Below are 19,641 nucleotides of genomic sequence, written 5' to 3' on the forward strand. Positions count from 1 at the left end.
CATCTTGCGCGAGGTCTATGAGCGCACTGGTGACCAGCCATTCGACCGGCTCTCCGACGTCATTAGCGACGCCGAGATCGCCGCCATTATGTCCGCCTACCGCGACGTAGCGGGCTTCTCAGCCGCGCACCTCGGCGCACAATAACGCGCCGCCGCCCCTTGCGGATGGTGAAGTCGCGCCCTCGGGGTAGGCGCGCCGCTGACGGCGAATATGCCTAGCCTGCTCGCCTCTAGGAACAATGGTGTCATCAGGTGCCATACCGACGGCATCACAGTCGCCGTCCCAGGCACCCTTCCAGGCCGGTCAGCCGGGAGGCTGTCCTGCCCACGCCGCGCGAAGCGCGTCATGCAACGCGGCGTACTCAAGCGGGCGCGGGCTCGGTAGTTTCCGGGTCAGGGCAGCCTGCGTGATCGCCGGGATCTGGTCCTCGAGGATGCCGATGGACCGCAGCCCGGCTGGGGTTCCGACTGACTGTCCCAGCGACCAGATGCTCCCTGGCAAGGCGCGCTCATCTGCGTCCATGGCCTGCGCCAGGCGCCGGGCCGCGGCGGGGACGGCAGGCTGCAGATAGCTGACCGCGTAGGGCAGCATGATCGCGTGGGTTTCGGCATGGGGGGTGTCGAACATGCCTCCGAGCAAATGGCAGAGGGCGTGGTGCAGGCTGGTTCCGACGGTGCCAAGGGCGATACCGGCCAGGCAGGCCGCGATCAGGACGTGACCGCGGGCCGCCGGATCTTCGGTCGAGTACGCCGTCACCAGGTGCTGGTGAATGCGGCCAGCGCCATCGAGCGCGAGCGCGTCGGTGATGGGGTCGGCGTTGGCAGCCCACAGTGCCTCGGCGCAGTGCGCAAGCGCGTTCAGCCCGCTCGGGCCGATGACGGCCGCCGGAAGTGTGATCAGCAACTGGGGGTCGTAAACCACGATGCTCGGCAAGGCCCTCATGTCGCGTGCCGTCTTCTTGTCGTTGTCGCTGGTAAGACCGTAGATCGGGGTCATCTCACTGCCGGCGTATGTGGTGGGCACGACAGCCAGCGGGAGGCCGGTAGCGACCGAGATGGCTTTGCCGAGCCCCGTCGTAGAGCCGCCGCCGATGGCGACAAGTACATCTATGCCCGCCGCCGTGGCCGCATCAGTGGCCCGTTGCGCCAGCTCAAGCGGAACGTGCTGCCTGACTTCGTCCCAGCGCAATTGGACGCGCTCACCCAGGACGTCGCTGCCGCGCTCTGCCAACCGCGCGTCGTGACTGGCGACGATGAGCATCACTCGCCGCAGCTCGCGCTGGTCGAGCTCGCCAGCGAGAAGCCCTACCGCGCCGTCACTGAATATGATCCGGCCGGGCAGGCTGGTTCGCGCGAACGCAGCCGGCATCTGCACCGTGCCGGAGTCGGCGATATCGCTTGCCATGAGTCCTTCCTTGTCCGGTTGCCGCGCTCCGCTTGTCAGACGGCTCGCCGGCGCCCCGTGCTGAATCCGGCGGATGATGCTTGCCCGGGTGTGAAGACGAAGTCGTAGTCCAGGTCCCAGTAAGGTTCGCTGCGGCCAACAGCTGCGAGGGCTTCGCTGTCGTCGATGTGGTTGTAGTGGACGACCAGGGACGGCTTGACGCCGAAGACCGCGTCACTGCCGAGGTAGGGGTCGTCGTCCGTGTACAGCTCGGTGACGACGCTTTGGTAGCCGTCCGCGGAGGCGATCACGTGGAAGTGCGCGGGTCGCATGTTGTGGCGGCCGGTGACGGCGAGCAATTCCCCGACCGGTCCGTCGTCCGGGATCGGGTAGCTGACCGGCTTGACGGTCCACAGGTCGTAGCTGCCGTCGGCAGCGGACCGGAACCTGCCGCGAAGGTTGTAATCCGGCTGCGACGGGTCAATGTTCTCGTACACGCCGTGGCCGTTAGTGCCCCATACATCCAGCACCGCGCCGCTGACCGGCGTGCCGCTGGTGTCGAGGACACGGCCGTGGATGCGGGCAGGCTCTCCGTCACCGGTGCCGCGCGATATGTTCGCCCCGTTCGGCTCCCAGGGCGCGCCCGCCCGGTAGAACGGCCCGAGGACACTGGTCTCCAGCGCCCCGTCGGCGACGTCGGCAGCTTCCGTGTCCACCACCATGGTCAGGCCGAGGACATCCGACAGCAGAATGTACTCGTGCCGCGCCTCGTCGCTGATGTCGCCGCACCTGCGCAGGAAGTCGGCGGCGGCCAGCAGCTCCCTCGGCTGAAGCCGGACTTCCCGGGCGAGGTCGTGCGCGTGCCGGATCACGGCGGACAGGATCTCCCCGGCCCGGGTGCCGCTGGCACGGCTGACGGCCGCGAGCACCTCTGCCGTGATCTGCTCGCTCGACATGGCAACCGTTCCCGCCCCGGTCACGCTGACCGGTACGGACGCGGTGCCGGACGTCGCGTCGCGCTCGGTTGCGAGGTCGCGGAGCACGCCGATGAGGACCTCTGGATCGGCTCGCCGCGTGTAGTCGGCGTCCACGAAGGCGTAGCGGACGACGCCGTCCGTACCGACTACGTATGTCGCCGGCAACGGTACCTCCGCGGTGTCCATACCGTTGTAGGCGGCGACATCGTTGCCGTTGCCAAGCTGGTAGCGGACGACTTGCGGGTCAATCTGATGCGTCAGGCGGAATTGGCGCGCGACCTCGTTTCCCTTATCGAACAGCACCAGGAACGTCAGGGCGTCGCTCTCCACGGTCATCAGCGTGCGATCCGGCATTTCCGGGCTGATCGCGACCAGGCTGGCCCCCAGTGCCTCGATATCGGGCAGCCGGCGCTGCAGGGAACGCAGTTCGATGTTGCAGTAGGGGCACCATCCACCGCGGTAGAAGGAGATGACCAGCGGCCCTCGTTCGAGCAGCAGGCCGACGTCCGTCAGCCTGCCGTCGATCGACGGCAGCTGGAATCTCGGTACCGGCTCGCCTTCGCGCAGCGCTCGCTCAGCGGTCCGCGCGTTCGCGACGGCCGTGACCGCCGCAGCTCGCACCTTCCGCTCCGCCGGGCTGCGCTGGGCGTACGCCCGCTGCCGTTGTGCCTCAAGTTCGCCTTCCAGGCTCATCTGTCTTGTCACCTTCTCCTGTCGCGATGCGCTAGCCCGGGCGGCGCATATCGGCTAGCACGGTGCCGCCCACGCTGACCTCGCTCGGGTCGACCTCCACGATCCACACCCTGAATGCAGCTTCCGGTGTGCCGGTAGCCGCCGCCGCCGCGGCCGAGACCTGGGTCACCAGCGCCCGCTTAGTGGTGGCGTCGTGCCCTTCGGCGATGGTGATCTGTATGAATGGCATGGCAGCTGTGCCTTTCCGCGATTGAGGTCAGGTGACGGACTTGGTCAGCCCGCCGTCGACCTCGATGACCTGCCCGGTGATATAGGACGAAAGATCGGACGCCAGGAAGACGGCTGCCTGCGCGATCTCACGGGTTTCCGCCCAGCGCCCGAGCCGGATGCCGACGCCCTTGGTCATGCCGTCACGCACGGCCTCTGGCGTGGTGCCCTGCTGTGCCGCCATGGCGTCGTGCCGGCCGATCCAGCCTTCGGTGAGGGTCATGCCCGGGGAAATCGCGTTGACGAGTATGTGCCGGAGTGCGCCCTCACTTGCCAGGTAACTGGTCAGCGCGATGACGGCAGCGTTGGTGATGCCGGTGACCCCGGCGTTGGGCACCAGGGTTCGCGCTGTCTGCCCGGCGATGTTGATGATTCGCCCAGTGCCGGTGTCACTGAGGAGAGGGAGCGCGGCGGAGGCGACGCGGTGGAAGCCGGTCAGCTTGACGTCCAGGTAGCTGGTGAGCACCGTGTCCGGAGTCTGCGCCAGGGGCGAGGGGGTCAGCTGGGGGCCGGCGCAGTTCACTACGATGTCCAGACGCCCGCCCCACTCGTGTACCCGCTGGACTGCTGCGTGGACCGATCCGGCGCTCGTGACGTCGGCAGGAACGGCCAGCACGGACTCGCCGTCCGTGCCAGCCAGCGTGACCGCTGCCGCGTTCAGGGCATCCTTGTCCCTGGCGAGCACGCCGATCCGCGCGCCATGCTCCTGCAGCGCCTGCGCGATCGCGTATCCGATGCCCCGGCTGGCGCCGGTCACCAGGGCCACTCGTCCCTTCAGTTCCACTGTCACGGAAACTTCACGTCACTTTCTGTCTCGTATGCAGGTGCGACCATGTGAGCCGCGGCGCGGCGGCCTTTGCGGCCAGGATCAGTCCTCTTCGACGATGAGCGAGGGGGGCGGGAGCACGACGAACGGCTCGGCGTTCCAGTCCACGCGCAGCGCCTCGAGCATGATGAAGGAGTGGTTGTGGATGAAGAAGTCCACGCCGGCCAGCCGTCCCTTCCACTTCGGGAGCAGTTCCTCGGCTACCTGGGACGCGATCCGGTTGAAGTGGTTGGTAAACATGCCGTACACGTTATGGACGTACTGCCAGGACGGAACCTGGTCGACATCTGCGAGTGCCCGCAGCGCCTCCCGGCGCAGGTCGGTGACGTACTCCCGCTGGGTCTCGACGTCCTCGCGACGGCCGAGCCGGGTCAGGTGCCCGCTGATGAGCGTGTCGAAGTCGTACTCCAGGGCATAGTCGTGGTGGTCGACGAAGCCGGGGATGTCACGGCACAGGCCGAGCCCGGCGAACGGCACCCAGCCGGGGTAGAACACGTCGACGATCATGAGGGCGCGCTGCCGCGGGGCGTGGATGAAGATGTTGCCGAGCGCGTGGTTGCCGCCCCGGTAGTCCAGTCGCAGGGTCTGCGAGCCGACCTCGAGGGTGTATGAGTCGTCGAACACAATGTCCGGCGGCTTCCGCCGCGGGTCGCGTAGCCGGTCGAGCCACTTCTTGGTGTCCGCGTGCCCGATCCGGAGGGCGTCGTCGGAGAACTGGTCGGTAGTGCCGATGTGGTCGCCGTGCGAATGGCTGTACACCACGTGGGTGACTGGCTCGTCGGTCACCGACCGGATCGCCTTCGTCACGCGGTCGCCGATCGACGGTGGCGCGTCGATGGCGATGACGCCGTGCCCGGTGACCATGAAAGCACACTGATACATGCCCTCGGTGACCCAGTAAAGCCCGTCGCGGATCTCTTCCACGAGATACCCACGCTCGGGGATCACCGGCCCGAGCGAGGAATCGGGCACCGGAAGCCAGCCCGCCCCCTGCTGCCCGGCCGTGCTGCCTGTCCCTTGAGGGGACATGGCAGGAGTCTGTGTGGTGGACGTCATATCGCGATCTCTCCCGTCGCTGGAAGCGGAGAAACTGCATGTCAGGGACATGCCGCGCGTCTTTCGACAGCGTGAAGCAATCGTAACTTAACTTGCTCGCGCAAGCAATAGTTCTCAGAAAGTCTCTGCGGGGATGCGCGTACTGGATGATGGCGCTGCCGTCTGCCCGTCACTGGAATACGACTGTTCGCCTGCCGTCGAGTAGCACCCTGTTCTCGGTGTGCCACTGGACGGCGCGCGCGAGTGCCAGGCATTCGTTGTCCCGGCCGAACTGAGTCACCTGAGCCGCGGTCATGGTGTGGTTGATACGGGTGACTGCTTGCTCGATGATCGGACCCTCGTCGAGATCGGGTGTGACGTAGTGTGCGGTGGCTCCTATCACCTTGACGCCGCGCTCGTACGCCTGCTGATAGGGCCGTGCGCCCTTGAAGCTGGGCAGCATGGAGTGGTGGATGTTGATGGCGCGGCCCTCGAGCTGCTTGCACAGGTCGCTAGACAGGATCTGCATGTAGCGGGCGAGGACCACGAGGTCGATATTCAGCTCGTCGATCGCGCTCAGCAATTGTTTTTCGGCATCGGGCTTGGTCTCCGGTGTCACCGGGATGTGCCGGAAGGGCACGCTGTAGGTGTCGGCGAGCATGCCCAGATCAGGGTGGTTAGAGATGACCGCGGCCACGTCGATGTTCAGTGCCCCGCTGTTGGCGCGGTAGAGCAGATCGTTTAGGCAATGTCCGTACTTGCTGACGAGGATGAGGACCCGCTGCTTTCCTGCCGCGGCGAGCAGCCGCCACGCCATGCCCAACTGGCCTGCTGTACCGGCAAAGTCACCGCACAGGCGATCCACGTCGAGCGCAGTGCCGTGGACCGGCTCGAATTGGACCCGCATGAAGAATATGCCGCCTGCGCGGTCGCCGAATTGCTGGCTCTCGACGATATTGCAGTCATGCTCGGCGATAAAGGATGCGACGGCACGCACTATGCCGGGCCGGTCGGGACAGGACAGCGTCAGGACGTAGTCGGAGACGGGTATCCGCGGCGAGCTGGTGGCCGGTGTCACGGTCATCGGAATTGCTGGCCGGGGTTGTGCTGACTCGCGGGGTGTCCTGGCATGAGGGCGAGGTTGCGGGCGGCGGTCACAGCGTTGCGGATGAGCCAGACGTCGGTCACCGGGCCAATTCCGCCGGGCACGGGCGTGATGGCGCGTGCCCGGGACGCCACATCGCTGAAGCTGACGTCACCTACCATCCTGGTGGCGCCGGTGGCCGGATCCACCGCACGGTTGATGCCGACGTCAAGGACCACGGCACCCGCGCGGATGTGCTCGGACCGGATCAGCCCTGCCGCGCCGGCGGCGACGATAAGCACATCGGCCCGGCGCGTGTGCCAGCCGAGCCGGCCGGTCCGGCTGGCCCACACGTCGACTGACTCGACGGATGCCTCCCGGTCGTAGGCCAGGGATATCGCTGGCTTTCCGACGTTGTTCGATCGGCCCACCACGGTGATGAGCGATCGATGATAGAACTCGGTGCGGTCCTCCCCCGTGTTGTCGAGCCAGGTATCGAGTACGTGGAAGGCGGCCGCGGCAGTCGAGGGCACGTACCGTGGCGTGCCGAGGGCCACCAGCCCGGCGTTCTCCGGGTGCACCGCTTCGATGTCCTTGACCGGCGCCAGAGCACAGAACACGCCGGCTTCGGACACCTGCTCTGGCAGTGGCCGCAGCACCACGATGCCGCTGACGGCTGGGTCCGCGTTGAGGTAGCGGATGGCGGATAGCACCTCGTCTAGCTGGCTCGTGGCTGCGAGGGAGACATGCCGGTAGGGCACGCCGAGCTCATTCGCTATCCGCTCGAGGCGGCGCCGGTAGGCTGCCGCGGAGAAGTCGTCGCCGGCCGCGACCGTGGCAAGGCCGCATGCGATGCCTTCCGTGTTCAGCTGATCGACTTCCAGCGCCACATCGGCTTTGAGTGCCGTCGCGATCTTGCGGCCGTCGATGACTTCCGCGGTCATCGTCACACCAGGGGGCGGGTACTGAGCGTGGCCCGCAGCGTGGTCTGGACATGCCGCTCGACGCTCGGCTTGGCCGAGCCGCCGTTCTCTTCGCCCCACACGAGGGTGACCTCGGTGCCGTCGACGGCGTCGGCCTCATCGACCATGGCCAGCGAGGCCCAGCCGCCGATGTTGACGGTGTAGCCGACGTTCGCGGAGAAGCCGACGAGCCGGTCGCCGATCAGCACTTTGTCGTAGGGCCCGGTGGCGTAATTGGCCGACGGCATGTCCATGTACTTGGCGCGCTGCTCGCCGCCGAACAGGCTGCTGGCGACGATGCGGGCCACGTCGTCGTCGTTCCAGCGCAGCCAGACCTTGCGCTTGTGCGGCTGGCCGGCCAGCCGCTCCAGGGCAGCCCGGCCGATGAAGTCGTGGTCGAACTTGACGACGTGGCCGTACCCGAGGTCCCACGGAGTCAGGTAGTAGTCCTCGATGTTGCCGGAGACGAAGCTGCCGCCGATGGAGGCGTTGGCTTCCCAGCTGTCCCCGCCCAGCCATTCCCGGAACGGCTTCATCTGCTCGCCGGTGTAGATGGCCGGCAGCGGGGAGGGGATCCACCCGGACTCGATGGCCGTCGTCGGGTAGGCGCGGTTGCCGCCCTCGCGCAGGCCGAATTCCTTTCCCGCCGCCAACAGCGCCGCCAGGACCTCGGCCCCGTGCTCCGACAGGCCCATCATCTCCAGCCCGGTCATCTCCTCGCCGGGGATGCCGGACATGGTGTGGTTGAGGGCCCTGACCGTGCAGCCCGCGATGCTGAACTCTCCGATGTTGAAGAACTTGATCCGGTCGATGGGCTTGCCAGCGGCTCTCTCGACAATCTTGAGGGCGTTGGGGCCCTGCAGCTGGTACCGGAAGGTGAGCCGGCGCCCCTGGTTGGCGACGCTGCGCTCGTCGTGGATGACCTTGACGTCGTACTCGCCGGTCTCGGCGTGGAACGCGACCCAGTTCGGGGCGATGGGCCGGCCAACAAGGCTGAACTCCTCATTATCCAGCCCGAACAGGATGGCGTCACCGACGACGTACCCGTCGTAGTTGCAGGCCACGAACTGCTTGGCCTTGTTCTTGCCGAAGGTCTTGAAGCTGTTGACTCCGAGGTCGGACAGCAGCCGGAGCGCGTCCGGGCCGCGGAAGTAGACGTCGGTCATGTGGAACGACTGGTCGAAAAGCACCGCCGTCGTCGCCCACGCTCGCTGCTCGTCGCGCCAGTTGCTGAACTCGGGCTTCATCGGGTAGGTGTAGGCACCCGCCGGGGAGTTCCGCAGCATCTCCGCCACGTTCCCCGACCGCTGAATCTTGTCTTCCAGGCTTCCGGGCATCGTCCCTGCCTCTTAGTAATCGGCGGACGGCTCGGGCTGCTCAGGCCCGTCCCCGCCTGGGTGGTATCCATGCGGCAGTCAGCCTAACATTTACTTGTGCGCGCAAGCAAGATTATTTTCGGACTGGCTTGGTCCTTCTGGCTGCTAGATAAGCGGGCGGATGCTGATGGGTTGCCCTGATCTCGGAGCGCGCTGGCGGTCGGCATGGCCGAGAAGCGCCGCTGCCATGCGGCGGTGACGTCGAACTGATTGAAGGAGAACATATGCAGGCCCTCGATGTTGAGGTCGTCCGCGGCCAGGTCGTCGCCGATCGCGTAGAGCAGCTGCTCGGGCTGGTAGGCGCCGCCGACGAGGAGATTGCCGACGAAGCCGTGCTGCCTGGTCAGATACCGGATCGATGAGCCGACGCCGATCTTGAGGGACAGTTCCATCAGCCGGGTCGTCTTCAGCGGCGCGGCGAGGCCGACCCGGAGCGGCAACCCGATACCCGCGGCACGGGTGGCTCGCAGCCACCTGATCAGGGCCTTGGCGTCAAAGCAGAGCTGGCTGACCATGTAGGTCGCATAAGCCTGCTTGCGCCGTAGCGCATCGAGCAGGGCGCCATCGGAGATTTTCGGGTGTCCTTCGGGATAGCAGCCGACACCGATCCGCTCCAGGCCGTGGTCTAGGCCTGCTAGGTCCTCCAGGATCTCGGCGGCCTCACGGTAGCCGCCGGCCGGCTCGTCGGCATCACCGCCGATCACATGGAGATCAGTGATTCCGAGGCCATCGATGCGGCGGACGACGTCGCGCAGCTCCGCCTTGTCCGCGACCTGCCGGGCGGCGAGATGCGGGACGACTTCATAGCCTGCCTTGACCGCGAGCTCGGCGTATTCGAGCGTTCTTCCCAGGCCGAACTTCGGCGAACAGGTGATGGTAATCTTCGTGCCCGCCGGGACGACGTTTAGCTTCTCCTGAGCCCCGCGCAGCGGGATCAGCTCAATATTCGCTGCGCGGATTAGTGCCGCGACCGCTGGGCCGGCATTTCCGGACGGCTGTGCTGTCATTTAACGCCTCCTGAGCGGATTGCGGTAAAGCGACGCCAGTGCGCCGTAAGATCATCCTGCGGTGACTGATTACTGGTGTCCAATACTGTTTCTGACGGTACGTAATACCTTCTCGGCTTTGAGAGCGTCGCACCGGTGATCGAGAAAGCGGGTAAATAGCGCGAGGGCGGGCGCCGCATTGGCTGCCAGCGATATGCATTCAAGCGTTGCGGGTGGCGCGCCGCCCAGGGGGACGAACGTGACCCCGTGCGGCCGGGTCCTGGTAGCCGACGAAGGGACAACGGCCATGGCCTCGCCAATCGCAACGTAGGCCAGGCATGCGACGACGTCGTCTGCCTCCACGGCAATGACCGGCGAGAATCCGGCACTGCGGCACATGCGGATAACGTCATCGGCAAACCCCGGCCTGGACGCGGGATACACGACCAGGGGCCGACCTCGAAGATCGGCGACGGTGACGGGGCGGCCGGAAGCCAGCGCCGACGGCTCGCCCACGGCAACATAGAGATTCTCGACGGCTACCGTGCGGCAGACTACGCCCTGCTGCTGCGGGTAGTCACGTCCGAACCCGACGTGCAGCAGCTTGTCTCGCAGGTAATCGACCTGCGCGCGGTTAGGGACTAGCTCGAAACTGACCTTGATGTCCGGATGCTGGTGGCGGAACTCTGAAACGATGGCGGGGATCGCATCGAGAATGGCCGAGTCGTAGTAGCCGACGCTAAGGTGGCCCACTTCCCCGATGCTCGCCTGGCGGGTGCGCTCGACGGCGCGGGCCGACAGGGTGACGATCCGGTAGGCACGTTCCAGCAGGATCTGACCGGCCTCGGCCAGTTCCATCCCTGCTGGCGTCCGCCGGAAAAGCTCGACTCCCACGTCGTGTTCGAGCCTCTGTATCCGCCTGGTCAGCGGTGGCTGCGTCATATGCAGCCGGACCGCCGCGCGGTTGATGTTGAGTTCCTCGGCGACGGCGATGAAGCATTCGAGCTGCCGGGAATCAACCGCCGCTGCCCGGCCTGTGTCAGCGACCCGGAAGACGGGTTGCGGTCGCTCGGACATGATCCGCCAGTCGACGGCGCCTGAACGAGGTCACCATGGCCGGTCCCAGCCGCCGACGAGGAGGACGCGGCCAGTGCTCGTCGCCTGGCGCTTGCGTGCAGCAGCCTGATACAGGTCCGAGTGGTACCAGGCGCGGGCGATGTCGACAGTCGGGAACTCCGTGATCACCAGGCGCTTAGTGAGCCACTCCCCTTCCAGCGATTCGACGGTCCCCTCGGGCGCCGGGTCACCGGACAGCACGCGCCCGCCGAACCTGCGAATGCTCGCCTGGCCGTCGAGGCGGTAGGCGGCGTACCCCTCCGCGTCGTGAATATCTAGGTCAAACACAACGTAGCCCTTGGGCGGAAGCTGCCCGCCTTGAGCCGCGACAGGTGGTACCGACATCACAGTTCCTCTCGTGCGTGGTCGTGAACTACCCGTCATTTTACTTGCTAGCGCAAGCATGACAAGTGTGCCGCTCCTTGGCTTAGCGCCCAGCGCGAAACACAACTCACTCCTGCTGGGAGGCGTGACAGTCCGGCTGCGGCTTGGCGAGGAGCTTGGACAGTACCCGGCTGAGTGCGGCGCGGTCGGTCGCCGTCAGGCGATCGCTGAACAGCGACGCTACAAGCTGCAGGTGCGATTCAATGGCAGCCAGCAGGGCGGCCCGCCCATCGTCGGTGACCGCGATCTCTATACCGCGCCGGTCGTCGTCGGCCGTGCTGCGCGTGATCACGCCCGCCTTCTCCATCCGGACAAGCAGCCGGCTCACACCGCTTTCGCTGAGCAGCATGCGATCCCGCAGCTCTTTCTGACGCGCCCGCATGCCAGGCAGGTCGGCCAAGTGCACCAGAACGTCGAACCACTCCAGCGGCAACTGGTGCTCGCGGAGCATCTCATCGGCAAGCTGCTCGACGATCTGCCGGTGCGCAGCGAGAAAGGACTGCCACAGGGAGGTTTGCTGATTCAACTGCGCAAGCGCCCTTTCAAGCTCGCCCGCCACCTCCGCCGAGCGCGCGTGGTCGGCTCGAGGAGATTGCCGGACCGGTTCGTTGCGTCCCTTCGACGTCACCACGTGTACTCACCTCGGCGAAGTTAGCCATATCAAGCAGGGATTACTTGAGCGGGCAAGCTGTGGCCCGCCGACTTCACGATACTGCGACGGTGACGTCCCGCCGGTACACGCCACGTGGAATCTGTTTCACCCACGGTTACTTGCTTGCGCATGTAAGCATGATACGCTCGCGACGTCCGGCTCGTTCGGGCACGAGTGCAAGCTCGGGACGGTGAGGGTCGGGACCTGCCGCTTCTCACCACATGTTCAGCGCCAGGCGGCTCCGGCAGCGCCACTGCTCTTGGCTTCTCGCGCCCTGATCCCACATGAAAGGAACCGCTGTCATGTCGACTACCAGCACTGCAGTGCAAGCCCCGCCAGCTGGCCGGTACGCCATCGACCCCGCCGGGTCATCAGTCACGTTCGTGACCAGGCACATGTTCGGGCTCGGCAAGGTCCGCGGCAGGCTCAAGGTAACCCGCGGGGTGATCACCATCGCCGATCCTCCGGAGGACTCGCGGGTAGAGGCCGAGGTCTCCGCGTCAAGTTTCTCTACCAGAAACTTCATGCGCGATCCCCAGGTGCGCTCCCGCCTGTTCCTCGACGTCCGCCACCATCCGGCAATCTCGTTCAGTTCCGACAGCATCCGGCAGCGCCAGGGAGGCTGGTCAGTTGCCGGGCTCCTCACGGTAAAAGGACGGACGGCACCCGTTGAGCTGACCGTCACCGGCGTCTCTGCCGAGGGCGCGGCGATTGTCTTCCGGGCCGACTGCACCGTCGACCGCTATGCGCACGCCATCACGATGATGCCCGGGATGGCAGCGCGCCGGCTTTCCGTCCAGATCACCGCACACGCCACCAGAGCCTAGCCACCCTCCGTAGCGCAGCAGTCATCACCGAGAAAGGCGATACGAATGACCTCCGCGTCCGAGCCAGGCACCCCGGCCAGCCGCCAGCCCCTGACACGCCGGAACCTGATCGCGTCAACGGGGCTGGCAGCGGCAGCCGTTTCCGCTGTGACGCTGCTCGGACCGGGCAGCGCCGAAGCCGCAGTCGCTTCCAGCTGCCCGACGGGACCCACCGCGCCGGTCCCGCCTTCGGCCAGGGGCCCGGCCATCCCCAAGTCCGGGTACCTGGTCGAGGAGATCGCAGACCGCGTCTTCTGGCTGACTGACGGCCTTTACCAGATGGTCTTCATGACAACCGCAGCGGGAGTCGTCGTTGTCGACGCCCCGCCCACTATCGGGCACAACATCCTGCGGGCTATCGCAACCGTGACCAAGTCACACGTGACCCATGCCATCTACAGCCATCACCATGCCGACCATACCGGCGCGATGGTCCTTTACGAGGGAGCCCGCTTCTACGCGCAGAGTGAGGTCGCCGGCCTGCTGAGGCAGACGAGAGACCCGAACCGACCACTCCCGCATGTCACGTTCGACGACCAGCTAACCGTCCAGGCCGGCGAGGACCGCGTCGAATTGGCCTACCACGGCCCCAACCACTCCCCCGGCAACATCTTCACCTACCTGCCGGCACAGCGGGTCCTCATGCTCGTCGACGTCGTCTTCCCAGGCTGGGTGCCCTTCGCCTACCTCGCCGAGTCGCAGAACATTCCAGGATGGCTCGAAGCCCCGGCGCAGGCGCTCCGCTATCCGTTCCACACATTCATCGGAGGCCACCTCACGCGGCTCGGCACCCGCCACGACGTGGTCATTCAGCAAGAGTACGTCGCCGATCTCAAGGAGCAGGCCGCCCGCGCGATCGATACCTTCAACGTCGCCGATGTCTTCAAGTCCGTCGACCCGACAAACCCGTGGGCCATCTTCCGTGGCTACCTGGACGGAGTCGCCACCCAGGCCGCCAACGCGGTGGTCCCCCGCTGGATCGACCGGCTCGGCGGGGCCGACGTCTACACCGTGCCAAACGCCTACCAACTCGTTGAATCACTGCGGATCGACTACGGTCACCTCGGCCCGTTCGGGATCCATCCCTAGTCACGCCGGACTCGGGAAACCACTACCCGCCGAGGAGAACGCATATGGTAGGTGACCCCGAGTGATCCCAGGTCACGGTGCTAGAGCGCGCCAGTCGTCAGGGAAGAAGAACGCCTCGGAATCGGGTGGCACTGGCGACTGGGCCTCAAGCCAGGTGGCCGGCTCGTCGCGCTCGTTGACGAAGCCGTGAGTAGCATCAACCCCTGCCCAGAGCAAGTCCCCGGCGGCCACCTCAACCTCGTCGCCATCCAGCATTCCGCGCAGGCCGCCGGACAGGAAGTAGTAGATCTCCTCGAACGGGTGGTAGTGCTCGCCAGCCGCCTGCCCGTGGCCGGCCCGGGGAGCGATCTGGGCCACGAACAGGGTGTGATGCTGTGCGCCCAGCAGCCGGTCGACCAGCATGTGCACAGAGATATTCCTGATCTTGGGGCCGTGATACCCGGGCATGGACAGCTGGGCGGGCGGTGCCAGGTCGGTGACCTCGAAATGACCCGCGAAGCGATGCCGGGGATCAGTTTCTGATGGCCGCCCGAGGTCCTCGCCGGCTACGCCGGCGGCGGGCAGGCTGATCGCCGCACCGCGGAACGCAGGCGGCTTGGGCGCTCGTACCGACAGCCAGGACAAATCCTCGTCAGTGGCAGCAAGCGCGTGGCCGACGCCGACCGGGGAGAAGCCATAGTCCCCGGCGGCCACCTGGTAGGTGAGGCCCGCTACGGTGCGCTGTCCCTGGCCGGAGAACACGTACCAGGATTCTTCGAAGGGATGGCGGTGGGCGGGGATGATGGTGCCGGCGCGCAACTCGTACAGCCGGACCTCCAGATGACTGGCCCCGCCGGCTGCATTGATGAGGGTGGCGTGCCGCAACCCCAGGACGGCGGCGGATTCGCTCCACTGCCGCCCGGCGGCCCGTGCGATGTGGTACGTCACGGGGTTGACGCAAGACGCTGGGCGGTGTGCAGCCTGGCCGCTTCCTCGGGGGCGAGGCCCGCGTCAGTGTCAGCGAGGACCTCGCCGTGACGAACGCCGACGGTCTTCAGGAAACGCTGCTGTCCGAGCGTCAGCGCGATGAAGTGGCCGAGCTCTATGAGCTGCGGCTCCGTGAAGTGCTCGTGCAGCCGGCTCCAGAGCTCGTCGTCCGCCAGGCCGGGGTCCCAGGCGATGGCCATCGCCCAGGCGAGTGCGGTGCGCTCGCGGTCATCGAACCGCTCGGAGGTCTCGAAGTTCAGGATCTCGTCGACCTGCGGCTCGGTGGCGCCCTGTTCCCTGGCGAGCACGGAGCGCTGGCCGCCGCAGTACTGGCATTCAACGGACTTGGCGATGTAGAGCCGACACAGTTCCTTGACTGCGTGATCGGTGACACCCTGGCGGAAGAAGGCCTCCCAGGCGTTATTGAACGCCTTCATCACTGGCGGGTTGTGCAGCCGGATCGCCTGGCTCTCCGGTCGCGGCGTGCCGAACAGGCGCGCGCGCTCCATAATCCCCGCGAGCTCGGGATCGGTGACTGTGGCGGGGTCGACGTAGCTGATATGAGCCATTGGTTCCTCCTTATGCTGATCCCTGACAGGACTTGATCACAGTTTCCCGCCGAGCCCGATAAGCTGTCCAAGACATAATCCGGCTAGCTTCGATCGCGAATCGATATGGAACTCCGGCAACTGCGCTATACCGTCGCCGTCGCGACCCACCGGCATTTCACCAGGGCGGCGGCAGCGGTCCCGGTGGCCCAGCCCGCGCTCTCGCACCAGATCAAGCTCCTAGAGCAGGAACTTGGCGTCGAGTTGTTCGAGCGCTCACGCAGCGGGGTGCGCCTGACCGAGGCGGGAGAGATTTTTCTCCTGCGGGCTCGCCGCGCCCTGGCGGAGATGGATGCCGCGCGCGAGGAGATCGCCGCCCTCAAGGGCCTTACCACCGGACGGCTGGTGCTCGGTGCCATGCAGGCACTCGCCGGGCTGGACCTGCCCCGGCTGATTGCCGCGTTTCACGTTGCCTATCCCGGGGTTGACGTGTCGCTGCGCGAGGACTCCACCCGCGACATGCTCACGATGACCGCGCGAGGCGAGATCGACCTGGCGATCGCCGCGCTCGATGTCGAGCGGCCCGCAGGCCTCGAGGTTGCCCCGCTGGTCCGCGAGCCGGTGCTGGTGGCGGTGCCGGGCGGTCACCGCCTGGCCGCGCTGGAGACCGTCGACGTGCGGCAGCTCCGGGGCGAGACGTTCATCTTCTTCACGCCGGGCACCGGCCTGCGGGCCGTCTCAGAGCGGGCCACCGAGCGGGCCGGGTTCGTGCCCCGCGTGGGTTTCCAGACCAGCAGCCACGACCGCTTGCTCGCGCTCGTGAGCGAGGGCCTCGGGGTGGCGTTCGTGCCAGCATCAGCCGTGAGCGACCCGCCTCCGCGAGCAGTCGCTGTGCGTCCGGCGTCGCCAGCCCTCGACCGAACCGTCGGCGTGGTGTGGCGCGCCGACCACCGCCACAGGCCGGCCGCCGACGCCTTCCTGGCCCTCCTGCGCGAGCGCGCCAGACTTGAGGCCTAAAGAGGATTGGCGCGACTGGCTCACTACCGGGCGGCGCGGGCAAGAGGTAGTGGTCCGAACACGAACCCTAGCCGCGCCCGGTACAGCCAGACCGGTGCGCGCACGACCCAGCGGACCCGCACCGTCACTCGGGTGGTGGCTAGCCCGATTTGCCGGTGTCCGCGCCTCCTGCGTGCTGAGACCCGGCATCGTTGTCCGGCCGGGCCTGCAGGCTGCGGTTGCCCTGGGCGATGTCCTCCGCTGACCGGCCGGTGTTCGCCAGGTAGGCCAGCGAGTCCGAGTGATCGTCGGGGTTATTATGGCGATTCACTATCCGGGGGATGACGATGGCTGCCATGCCGAGCAAGAGCCCCAGCACGGCGGCGAGTATTCCAATGGCCATTGCAACTCCTCTCTGCTGACCACAGCTAGGATGCGGTTCCGCGGCAGGAAAGCGGTCACGGGCTGCTGCTTCCGCTGTCCGCTTCGCGGCCGTCTATGGGCGGCGGGTGTGAGTTCTGCGGTGCCGGGACGAGCAGGCTGACCCGGTCGCCGGCGGCCAGCGTGATCTGGCCGTCCGGCGGGCGGAGGCGGCGGTCGCGCAGCACGGAGACGGGGATGCCGGCCGACGGCCAGCGGAGGTCGCCTAGCTTCTGTCCTGTGGCCGCAGAGTCCCCGGATACGGTGATCTCGATGACCTGGTAGCCGGGCAGCGGGGCCGGCGGGTGCTGGAGCATGGCCTCCGCGTCGTGGTGCTCCTGGTCGGCGGCGGCCTGCGGTTGGATGGTATCGGCCTGGCTGCCGGTGATCTGCCGGGCGAGGGCGCGCAGCACGCTGGCGCCGGTGACCCAGCCTTCGACGCGCTGCCCGTCCGGGGACAGCACTGGCAGCCCGTCGCGCCCGTAGACTTCCAGCTGGCGCAGCGCCTGGCTGAGCGATTCTGAGGCGAACAGGGCCTGCGGGTCGTGCCGGCAGGTGACCGTCCCGGGGACGCCATCCGGTTCCGGCGTGCTGCCGTTGCCGGCCGCGGAGCCGCTGTGCGCGGCGGGTGCGGTGCTGTCCGGCGGGACGGGCAGCGCGGGCCGGAACGGGCGCATGACGTCGGTGATCTTCAGGTCGGCCAGCGCCCGCCACGGAACGGCACGGTCGATGTCGGTGCCGCGGCGCAGCAGCTTGGTGGTGTAGATCGTGCCGTAGGACAGCGCCCGGGAGACGGTGGAGGCGATCGCGACCGCGAGCATGACCGGCAGGGTCAGCGCGAAGTCGCCGCTCATCTCGACAACGCTGGCCAGCGAGGTCAGCGGGGCGCGGGCGGCGGAGGTGAACACCGCGCCCATCGCGACCACCGCGTACAGCGCGGGCTGCCCCGCCCCAGCGCCGAAGATGTGATGGACGATGTCGCCGTAGGCGTAGCCGGAGGTGACGCCGATGAACAGCGACGGGGCGAAGATCCCGCCGGAGCCGCCGATCCCGATCGACAGGCTGCACGCGAGGATCTTGCCGAACGCGAGGATGACCAGGAACCACAGCGCGTACTCGCCGGCCGCGGTCTTGTACATGACCGGGTAGCCGACGCCGTACATCTGCGGCAGTGCGAGCAGCAGCAGCCCGAGCGCGATCCCGCCGACGGCGGGCCGCGCCCACTCCGGCCGTCCCTTCCACAGCTTGTCGCACAGGTCCTCGATCTTGTACAGCACGGTCTTGAACGCGAGCCCCATCAGTGCGGCGACCACCGCGAGCACCGCGACCAGCAGGTAGTTGCGCGGGTCGTGCAGCGCGATGCCGGCCGGGAAGCCAGACAGGAACGGCTTGTCGCCGAGGAACGGGATCGCGATGACGTCGGCGACCATCGACGACAGCATGACGGTGAACAGCGCGTCGACCGCGAACTCGCGCAAGATGATCTCCACGCCGAAGAACACCCCGGTGATCGGCGCGTTGAACGTCGCGGAGATGCCGCCCGCGGCGCCGCAGGCGACCATGATCCGCAGCCGGTTCTCCGGCATCCGCACCCACTGGCCGACGCTGGACGCCAGCGCCGAGCCGATCTGCACGATCGGCCCCTCCCGGCCCACCGACCCGCCCGATCCGATGCACAGCGCGGAAGCCAGTGCCTTGACCACGCTGACCTGCCAGCGGATCCGGCCGCCGTTGTCGGCGACCGCGATCATCACCTCGGGCACGCCGTGCCCGCGTGCCTCCCGCGCCCACTTGTAGATCAGCGGCCCGTACAGCAGCCCGCCCACCGCCGGGATGACCACGAAGAACCCGAGCCCGAGCCACGGCAGGTGGCTGCTGCCGACGTAGCCGGCCTGGCCGAACTCGCTGTGCCCGGTCGCCAGCCAGGTGAAGAAATAAATCAGGTACCGGAACGCCACCGCGCCGAGCCCGGCCCCCGCCCCCACCAGAAGGGCGAGCAGGAACATCCCGCCCCGGCCCGCCCGCAGCCACGCCGCCGCCCGCGCGATAGCCGGGCTGCCCGCCGTAACCGCCGTCATTCCGGCCACTCGCTGTCCGGAACCTCGCCGGCGGCATCGGCGAACGCCCGCAGCGCCTGCGCCACAGCCCGCTGCGCGGGCACCGGCAGCCGTTCCAGGATCTCCGCGATCAGAGCGCGGCGCCGGCTAGTCGCCTCGTCGACCACCCGCCTGCCTGCCGCGGTGACCGAGACCAGGACCGCGCGGCGGTCGCCGCGCGCCCGGTGCCTGCGGACCAGGCCCTTGCGCACCAGCCGGTCACACATCCGCCCGGCCGTCGACGGCGCAACGTCCAGCGCCTCGGCCAGGTCCACCATCCGCCGCGGCCCGCGGGACGCCAGCACCACCAGCGCCCGGTACTGCGCGATCGTGGTCTCCTCCGCCGCCGCGCCCAGCGACCGCGTCGCCACGGCGATCAGCGCCCGGCTTGCCGACAGCACCGCGTCCACCACCGCCGCATCCGGCGGATTCTCCCGTGCCGCGTCCTCACCAACCTCATGTGCAGCTACCAATATTTGCATAATGCAATTATGGTACACTACGTTTATGTGCGGTTGTCACGGACCTGCGGCATGCCACGCTTGTCTCCGGGTGACGGGCTCATGAGCCCGCAGGCATCCGGCTGCGCCGTCCGGGCCCGGGAGCTGACCATCGCGGGACCCATCGATTCGACAAATCTCTGAACATTTGTTTAGCATGCTGTACATGCGTTCAGCAGAAGAGGACCGGACCGCCCGCGCGGTCATCCGCGACGAGGCGCTGCGGCTGTTCGCCGCGCACGGCCCGGACGCGGTGACGGTGCGGCAGATCGCCGCCGCGGCGGGCGTGTCCCCGGCGCTGGTCGTTCATCACGTCGGCTCGAAGGAAGGGCTGCGCGAGGCGGTCGACCAGCACGTGCTGGGCCTGTTCGAGGCCCTGATCGGGGAGATGACCGCGGAGGGCGCGCCGGACCTGTAC

21 protein-coding genes are annotated in these 19,641 nt (G+C 67.3%); 4 read left to right on the plus strand and 17 right to left on the minus strand.

What is annotated here, in order from left to right; genetic code table 11:
* Positions 1–304: 304 nt before the first annotated feature.
* The 12 genes from WA805_RS06150 to WA805_RS06205 all read right to left on the minus strand — a co-directional run bounded on the left by WA805_RS06150 (position 305) and on the right by WA805_RS06205 (position 11,721).
* Complete coding sequence (locus WA805_RS06150) at positions 305–1,405, minus strand: maleylacetate reductase (protein WP_424560987.1); 1,101 nt, start codon at positions 1,403–1,405, stop codon at positions 305–307.
* 35 nt (positions 1,406–1,440) lie between these two features.
* The gene (locus WA805_RS06155) at positions 1,441–3,054 is read right to left on the minus strand and encodes a redoxin domain-containing protein (protein ID WP_424560988.1); all 1,614 of its coding nucleotides are present in this window, start codon (positions 3,052–3,054) and stop codon (positions 1,441–1,443) included.
* Positions 3,055–3,085: 31 nt separating this feature from the next.
* The gene (locus WA805_RS06160; RefSeq protein WP_424560989.1) at positions 3,086–3,283 is read right to left on the minus strand and encodes a tautomerase family protein; all 198 of its coding nucleotides are present in this window, start codon (positions 3,281–3,283) and stop codon (positions 3,086–3,088) included.
* A 27-nt stretch (positions 3,284–3,310) separates the two neighbouring features.
* The gene (locus WA805_RS06165) at positions 3,311–4,111 is read right to left on the minus strand and encodes an SDR family NAD(P)-dependent oxidoreductase (protein ID WP_424560990.1); all 801 of its coding nucleotides are present in this window, start codon (positions 4,109–4,111) and stop codon (positions 3,311–3,313) included.
* 78 nt (positions 4,112–4,189) lie between these two features.
* Positions 4,190–5,176 (minus strand): MBL fold metallo-hydrolase, encoded by a 987-nt coding sequence (locus tag WA805_RS06170; RefSeq protein WP_424560991.1) that lies wholly within the window; start codon positions 5,174–5,176, stop codon positions 4,190–4,192.
* Between the two features lie 196 nt (positions 5,177–5,372).
* The gene (gene purU, locus WA805_RS06175; protein ID WP_424560992.1) at positions 5,373–6,266 is read right to left on the minus strand and encodes a formyltetrahydrofolate deformylase; all 894 of its coding nucleotides are present in this window, start codon (positions 6,264–6,266) and stop codon (positions 5,373–5,375) included.
* On the minus strand, positions 6,263–7,210 hold the full coding sequence (locus WA805_RS06180) for a bifunctional 5,10-methylenetetrahydrofolate dehydrogenase/5,10-methenyltetrahydrofolate cyclohydrolase (RefSeq protein WP_424560993.1): 948 nt from the start codon (positions 7,208–7,210) through the stop codon (positions 6,263–6,265). Before WA805_RS06180 ends, purU begins: the two co-directional genes overlap by 4 nt.
* A gap of 2 nt (positions 7,211–7,212) precedes the next feature.
* Positions 7,213–8,565, minus strand: coding sequence for a hypothetical protein (locus WA805_RS06185; protein ID WP_425240573.1), 1,353 nt, complete (start codon positions 8,563–8,565; stop codon positions 7,213–7,215).
* 83 nt (positions 8,566–8,648) lie between these two features.
* Positions 8,649–9,611 carry a methylenetetrahydrofolate reductase gene (locus WA805_RS06190; protein WP_425241856.1) on the minus strand — a complete coding sequence of 321 codons (963 nt, stop codon included), beginning with the start codon at positions 9,609–9,611 and terminating at the stop codon, positions 8,649–8,651.
* Between the two features lie 69 nt (positions 9,612–9,680).
* Entirely contained in the window at positions 9,681–10,667 is a 987-nt protein-coding gene (locus WA805_RS06195; protein ID WP_425241857.1) for a LysR substrate-binding domain-containing protein, read from the minus strand.
* A gap of 30 nt (positions 10,668–10,697) precedes the next feature.
* Positions 10,698–11,051, minus strand: coding sequence for a DUF1330 domain-containing protein (locus tag WA805_RS06200; protein ID WP_424560024.1), 354 nt, complete (start codon positions 11,049–11,051; stop codon positions 10,698–10,700).
* Positions 11,052–11,157: 106 nt separating this feature from the next.
* Entirely contained in the window at positions 11,158–11,721 is a 564-nt protein-coding gene (locus WA805_RS06205) for a MarR family winged helix-turn-helix transcriptional regulator (RefSeq protein WP_424560023.1), read from the minus strand.
* 323 nt (positions 11,722–12,044) lie between these two features.
* Between WA805_RS06205 and WA805_RS06210 the strand changes: the two genes are divergently transcribed.
* A complete protein-coding gene (locus tag WA805_RS06210; RefSeq protein ID WP_424560022.1) occupies positions 12,045–12,569 on the plus strand; it encodes a YceI family protein in 525 nt (174 codons plus the stop codon).
* 45 nt (positions 12,570–12,614) lie between these two features.
* The gene (locus WA805_RS06215) at positions 12,615–13,697 is read left to right on the plus strand and encodes an MBL fold metallo-hydrolase (RefSeq protein ID WP_424560021.1); all 1,083 of its coding nucleotides are present in this window, start codon (positions 12,615–12,617) and stop codon (positions 13,695–13,697) included.
* Between the two features lie 72 nt (positions 13,698–13,769).
* Here the strand turns inward: WA805_RS06215 and WA805_RS06220 are convergent, their stop codons facing one another.
* The gene (locus WA805_RS06220) at positions 13,770–14,624 is read right to left on the minus strand and encodes a cupin domain-containing protein (protein WP_422277628.1); all 855 of its coding nucleotides are present in this window, start codon (positions 14,622–14,624) and stop codon (positions 13,770–13,772) included.
* A complete protein-coding gene (locus WA805_RS06225; RefSeq protein ID WP_422277626.1) occupies positions 14,621–15,232 on the minus strand; it encodes a carboxymuconolactone decarboxylase family protein in 612 nt (203 codons plus the stop codon). The genes WA805_RS06220 and WA805_RS06225 overlap by 4 nt, the downstream gene beginning before the upstream one ends.
* A 105-nt stretch (positions 15,233–15,337) precedes the next feature.
* On the opposite strand from WA805_RS06225, the gene WA805_RS06230 reads away from it, so the two are divergent.
* Complete coding sequence (locus WA805_RS06230; RefSeq protein ID WP_425241858.1) at positions 15,338–16,228, plus strand: LysR family transcriptional regulator; 891 nt, start codon at positions 15,338–15,340, stop codon at positions 16,226–16,228.
* Between the two features lie 139 nt (positions 16,229–16,367).
* Here WA805_RS06230 and WA805_RS06235 read toward each other — a convergent pair whose 3' ends face one another.
* From WA805_RS06235 to WA805_RS06245, 3 genes are read right to left on the minus strand one after another with little or no spacing between them, the layout of a single operon-like run.
* A complete protein-coding gene (locus tag WA805_RS06235; protein WP_425241859.1) occupies positions 16,368–16,610 on the minus strand; it encodes a hypothetical protein in 243 nt (80 codons plus the stop codon).
* Positions 16,611–16,665: 55 nt separating this feature from the next.
* Positions 16,666–18,705 carry a chloride channel protein gene (locus tag WA805_RS06240; RefSeq protein WP_425241860.1) on the minus strand — a complete coding sequence of 680 codons (2,040 nt, stop codon included), beginning with the start codon at positions 18,703–18,705 and terminating at the stop codon, positions 16,666–16,668.
* Positions 18,702–19,205, minus strand: coding sequence for a MarR family winged helix-turn-helix transcriptional regulator (locus tag WA805_RS06245; protein WP_425241861.1), 504 nt, complete (start codon positions 19,203–19,205; stop codon positions 18,702–18,704). The genes WA805_RS06240 and WA805_RS06245 overlap by 4 nt, the downstream gene beginning before the upstream one ends.
* A gap of 184 nt (positions 19,206–19,389) precedes the next feature.
* On the opposite strand from WA805_RS06245, the gene WA805_RS06250 reads away from it, so the two are divergent.
* Positions 19,390–19,641, plus strand: a 252-nt coding sequence (locus tag WA805_RS06250) for a helix-turn-helix domain-containing protein (RefSeq protein ID WP_425241862.1), incomplete at its 3' end; no start/stop codon positions are given.

Origin of the sequence: Trebonia sp., from assembly GCF_049794275.1 — a bacterium.
Taxonomy (GTDB): domain Bacteria; phylum Actinomycetota; class Actinomycetes; order Streptosporangiales; family Streptosporangiaceae; genus Trebonia.

What these genes read in the sequence shown, in the direction of transcription:
- WA805_RS06215 (WP_424560021.1), top strand. Translation starts at nt 12,615, where the DNA reads ATGACCTCCGCGTCCGAGCCAGGCACCCCGGCCAGCCGCCAGCCCCTG.
- WA805_RS06225 (WP_422277626.1), bottom strand. Translation starts at nt 15,232, where the DNA reads ATGGCTCATATCAGCTACGTCGACCCCGCCACAGTCACCGATCCCGAG.
- WA805_RS06185 (WP_425240573.1), bottom strand. Translation starts at nt 8,565, where the DNA reads ATGCCCGGAAGCCTGGAAGACAAGATTCAGCGGTCGGGGAACGTGGCG.
- WA805_RS06160 (WP_424560989.1), bottom strand. Translation starts at nt 3,283, where the DNA reads ATGCCATTCATACAGATCACCATCGCCGAAGGGCACGACGCCACCACT.
- WA805_RS06195 (WP_425241857.1), bottom strand. Translation starts at nt 10,667, where the DNA reads ATGTCCGAGCGACCGCAACCCGTCTTCCGGGTCGCTGACACAGGCCGG.
- purU (WP_424560992.1), bottom strand. Translation starts at nt 6,266, where the DNA reads ATGACCGTGACACCGGCCACCAGCTCGCCGCGGATACCCGTCTCCGAC.
- WA805_RS06230 (WP_425241858.1), top strand. Translation starts at nt 15,338, where the DNA reads ATGGAACTCCGGCAACTGCGCTATACCGTCGCCGTCGCGACCCACCGG.
- WA805_RS06190 (WP_425241856.1), bottom strand. Translation starts at nt 9,611, where the DNA reads ATGACAGCACAGCCGTCCGGAAATGCCGGCCCAGCGGTCGCGGCACTA.
- WA805_RS06245 (WP_425241861.1), bottom strand. Translation starts at nt 19,205, where the DNA reads ATGCAAATATTGGTAGCTGCACATGAGGTTGGTGAGGACGCGGCACGG.
- WA805_RS06155 (WP_424560988.1), bottom strand. Translation starts at nt 3,054, where the DNA reads ATGAGCCTGGAAGGCGAACTTGAGGCACAACGGCAGCGGGCGTACGCC.
- WA805_RS06235 (WP_425241859.1), bottom strand. Translation starts at nt 16,610, where the DNA reads ATGGCCATTGGAATACTCGCCGCCGTGCTGGGGCTCTTGCTCGGCATG.
- WA805_RS06150 (WP_424560987.1), bottom strand. Translation starts at nt 1,405, where the DNA reads ATGGCAAGCGATATCGCCGACTCCGGCACGGTGCAGATGCCGGCTGCG.
- WA805_RS06200 (WP_424560024.1), bottom strand. Translation starts at nt 11,051, where the DNA reads ATGTCGGTACCACCTGTCGCGGCTCAAGGCGGGCAGCTTCCGCCCAAG.
- WA805_RS06170 (WP_424560991.1), bottom strand. Translation starts at nt 5,176, where the DNA reads ATGTCCCCTCAAGGGACAGGCAGCACGGCCGGGCAGCAGGGGGCGGGC.
- WA805_RS06240 (WP_425241860.1), bottom strand. Translation starts at nt 18,705, where the DNA reads ATGACGGCGGTTACGGCGGGCAGCCCGGCTATCGCGCGGGCGGCGGCG.
- WA805_RS06180 (WP_424560993.1), bottom strand. Translation starts at nt 7,210, where the DNA reads ATGACCGCGGAAGTCATCGACGGCCGCAAGATCGCGACGGCACTCAAA.
- WA805_RS06210 (WP_424560022.1), top strand. Translation starts at nt 12,045, where the DNA reads ATGTCGACTACCAGCACTGCAGTGCAAGCCCCGCCAGCTGGCCGGTAC.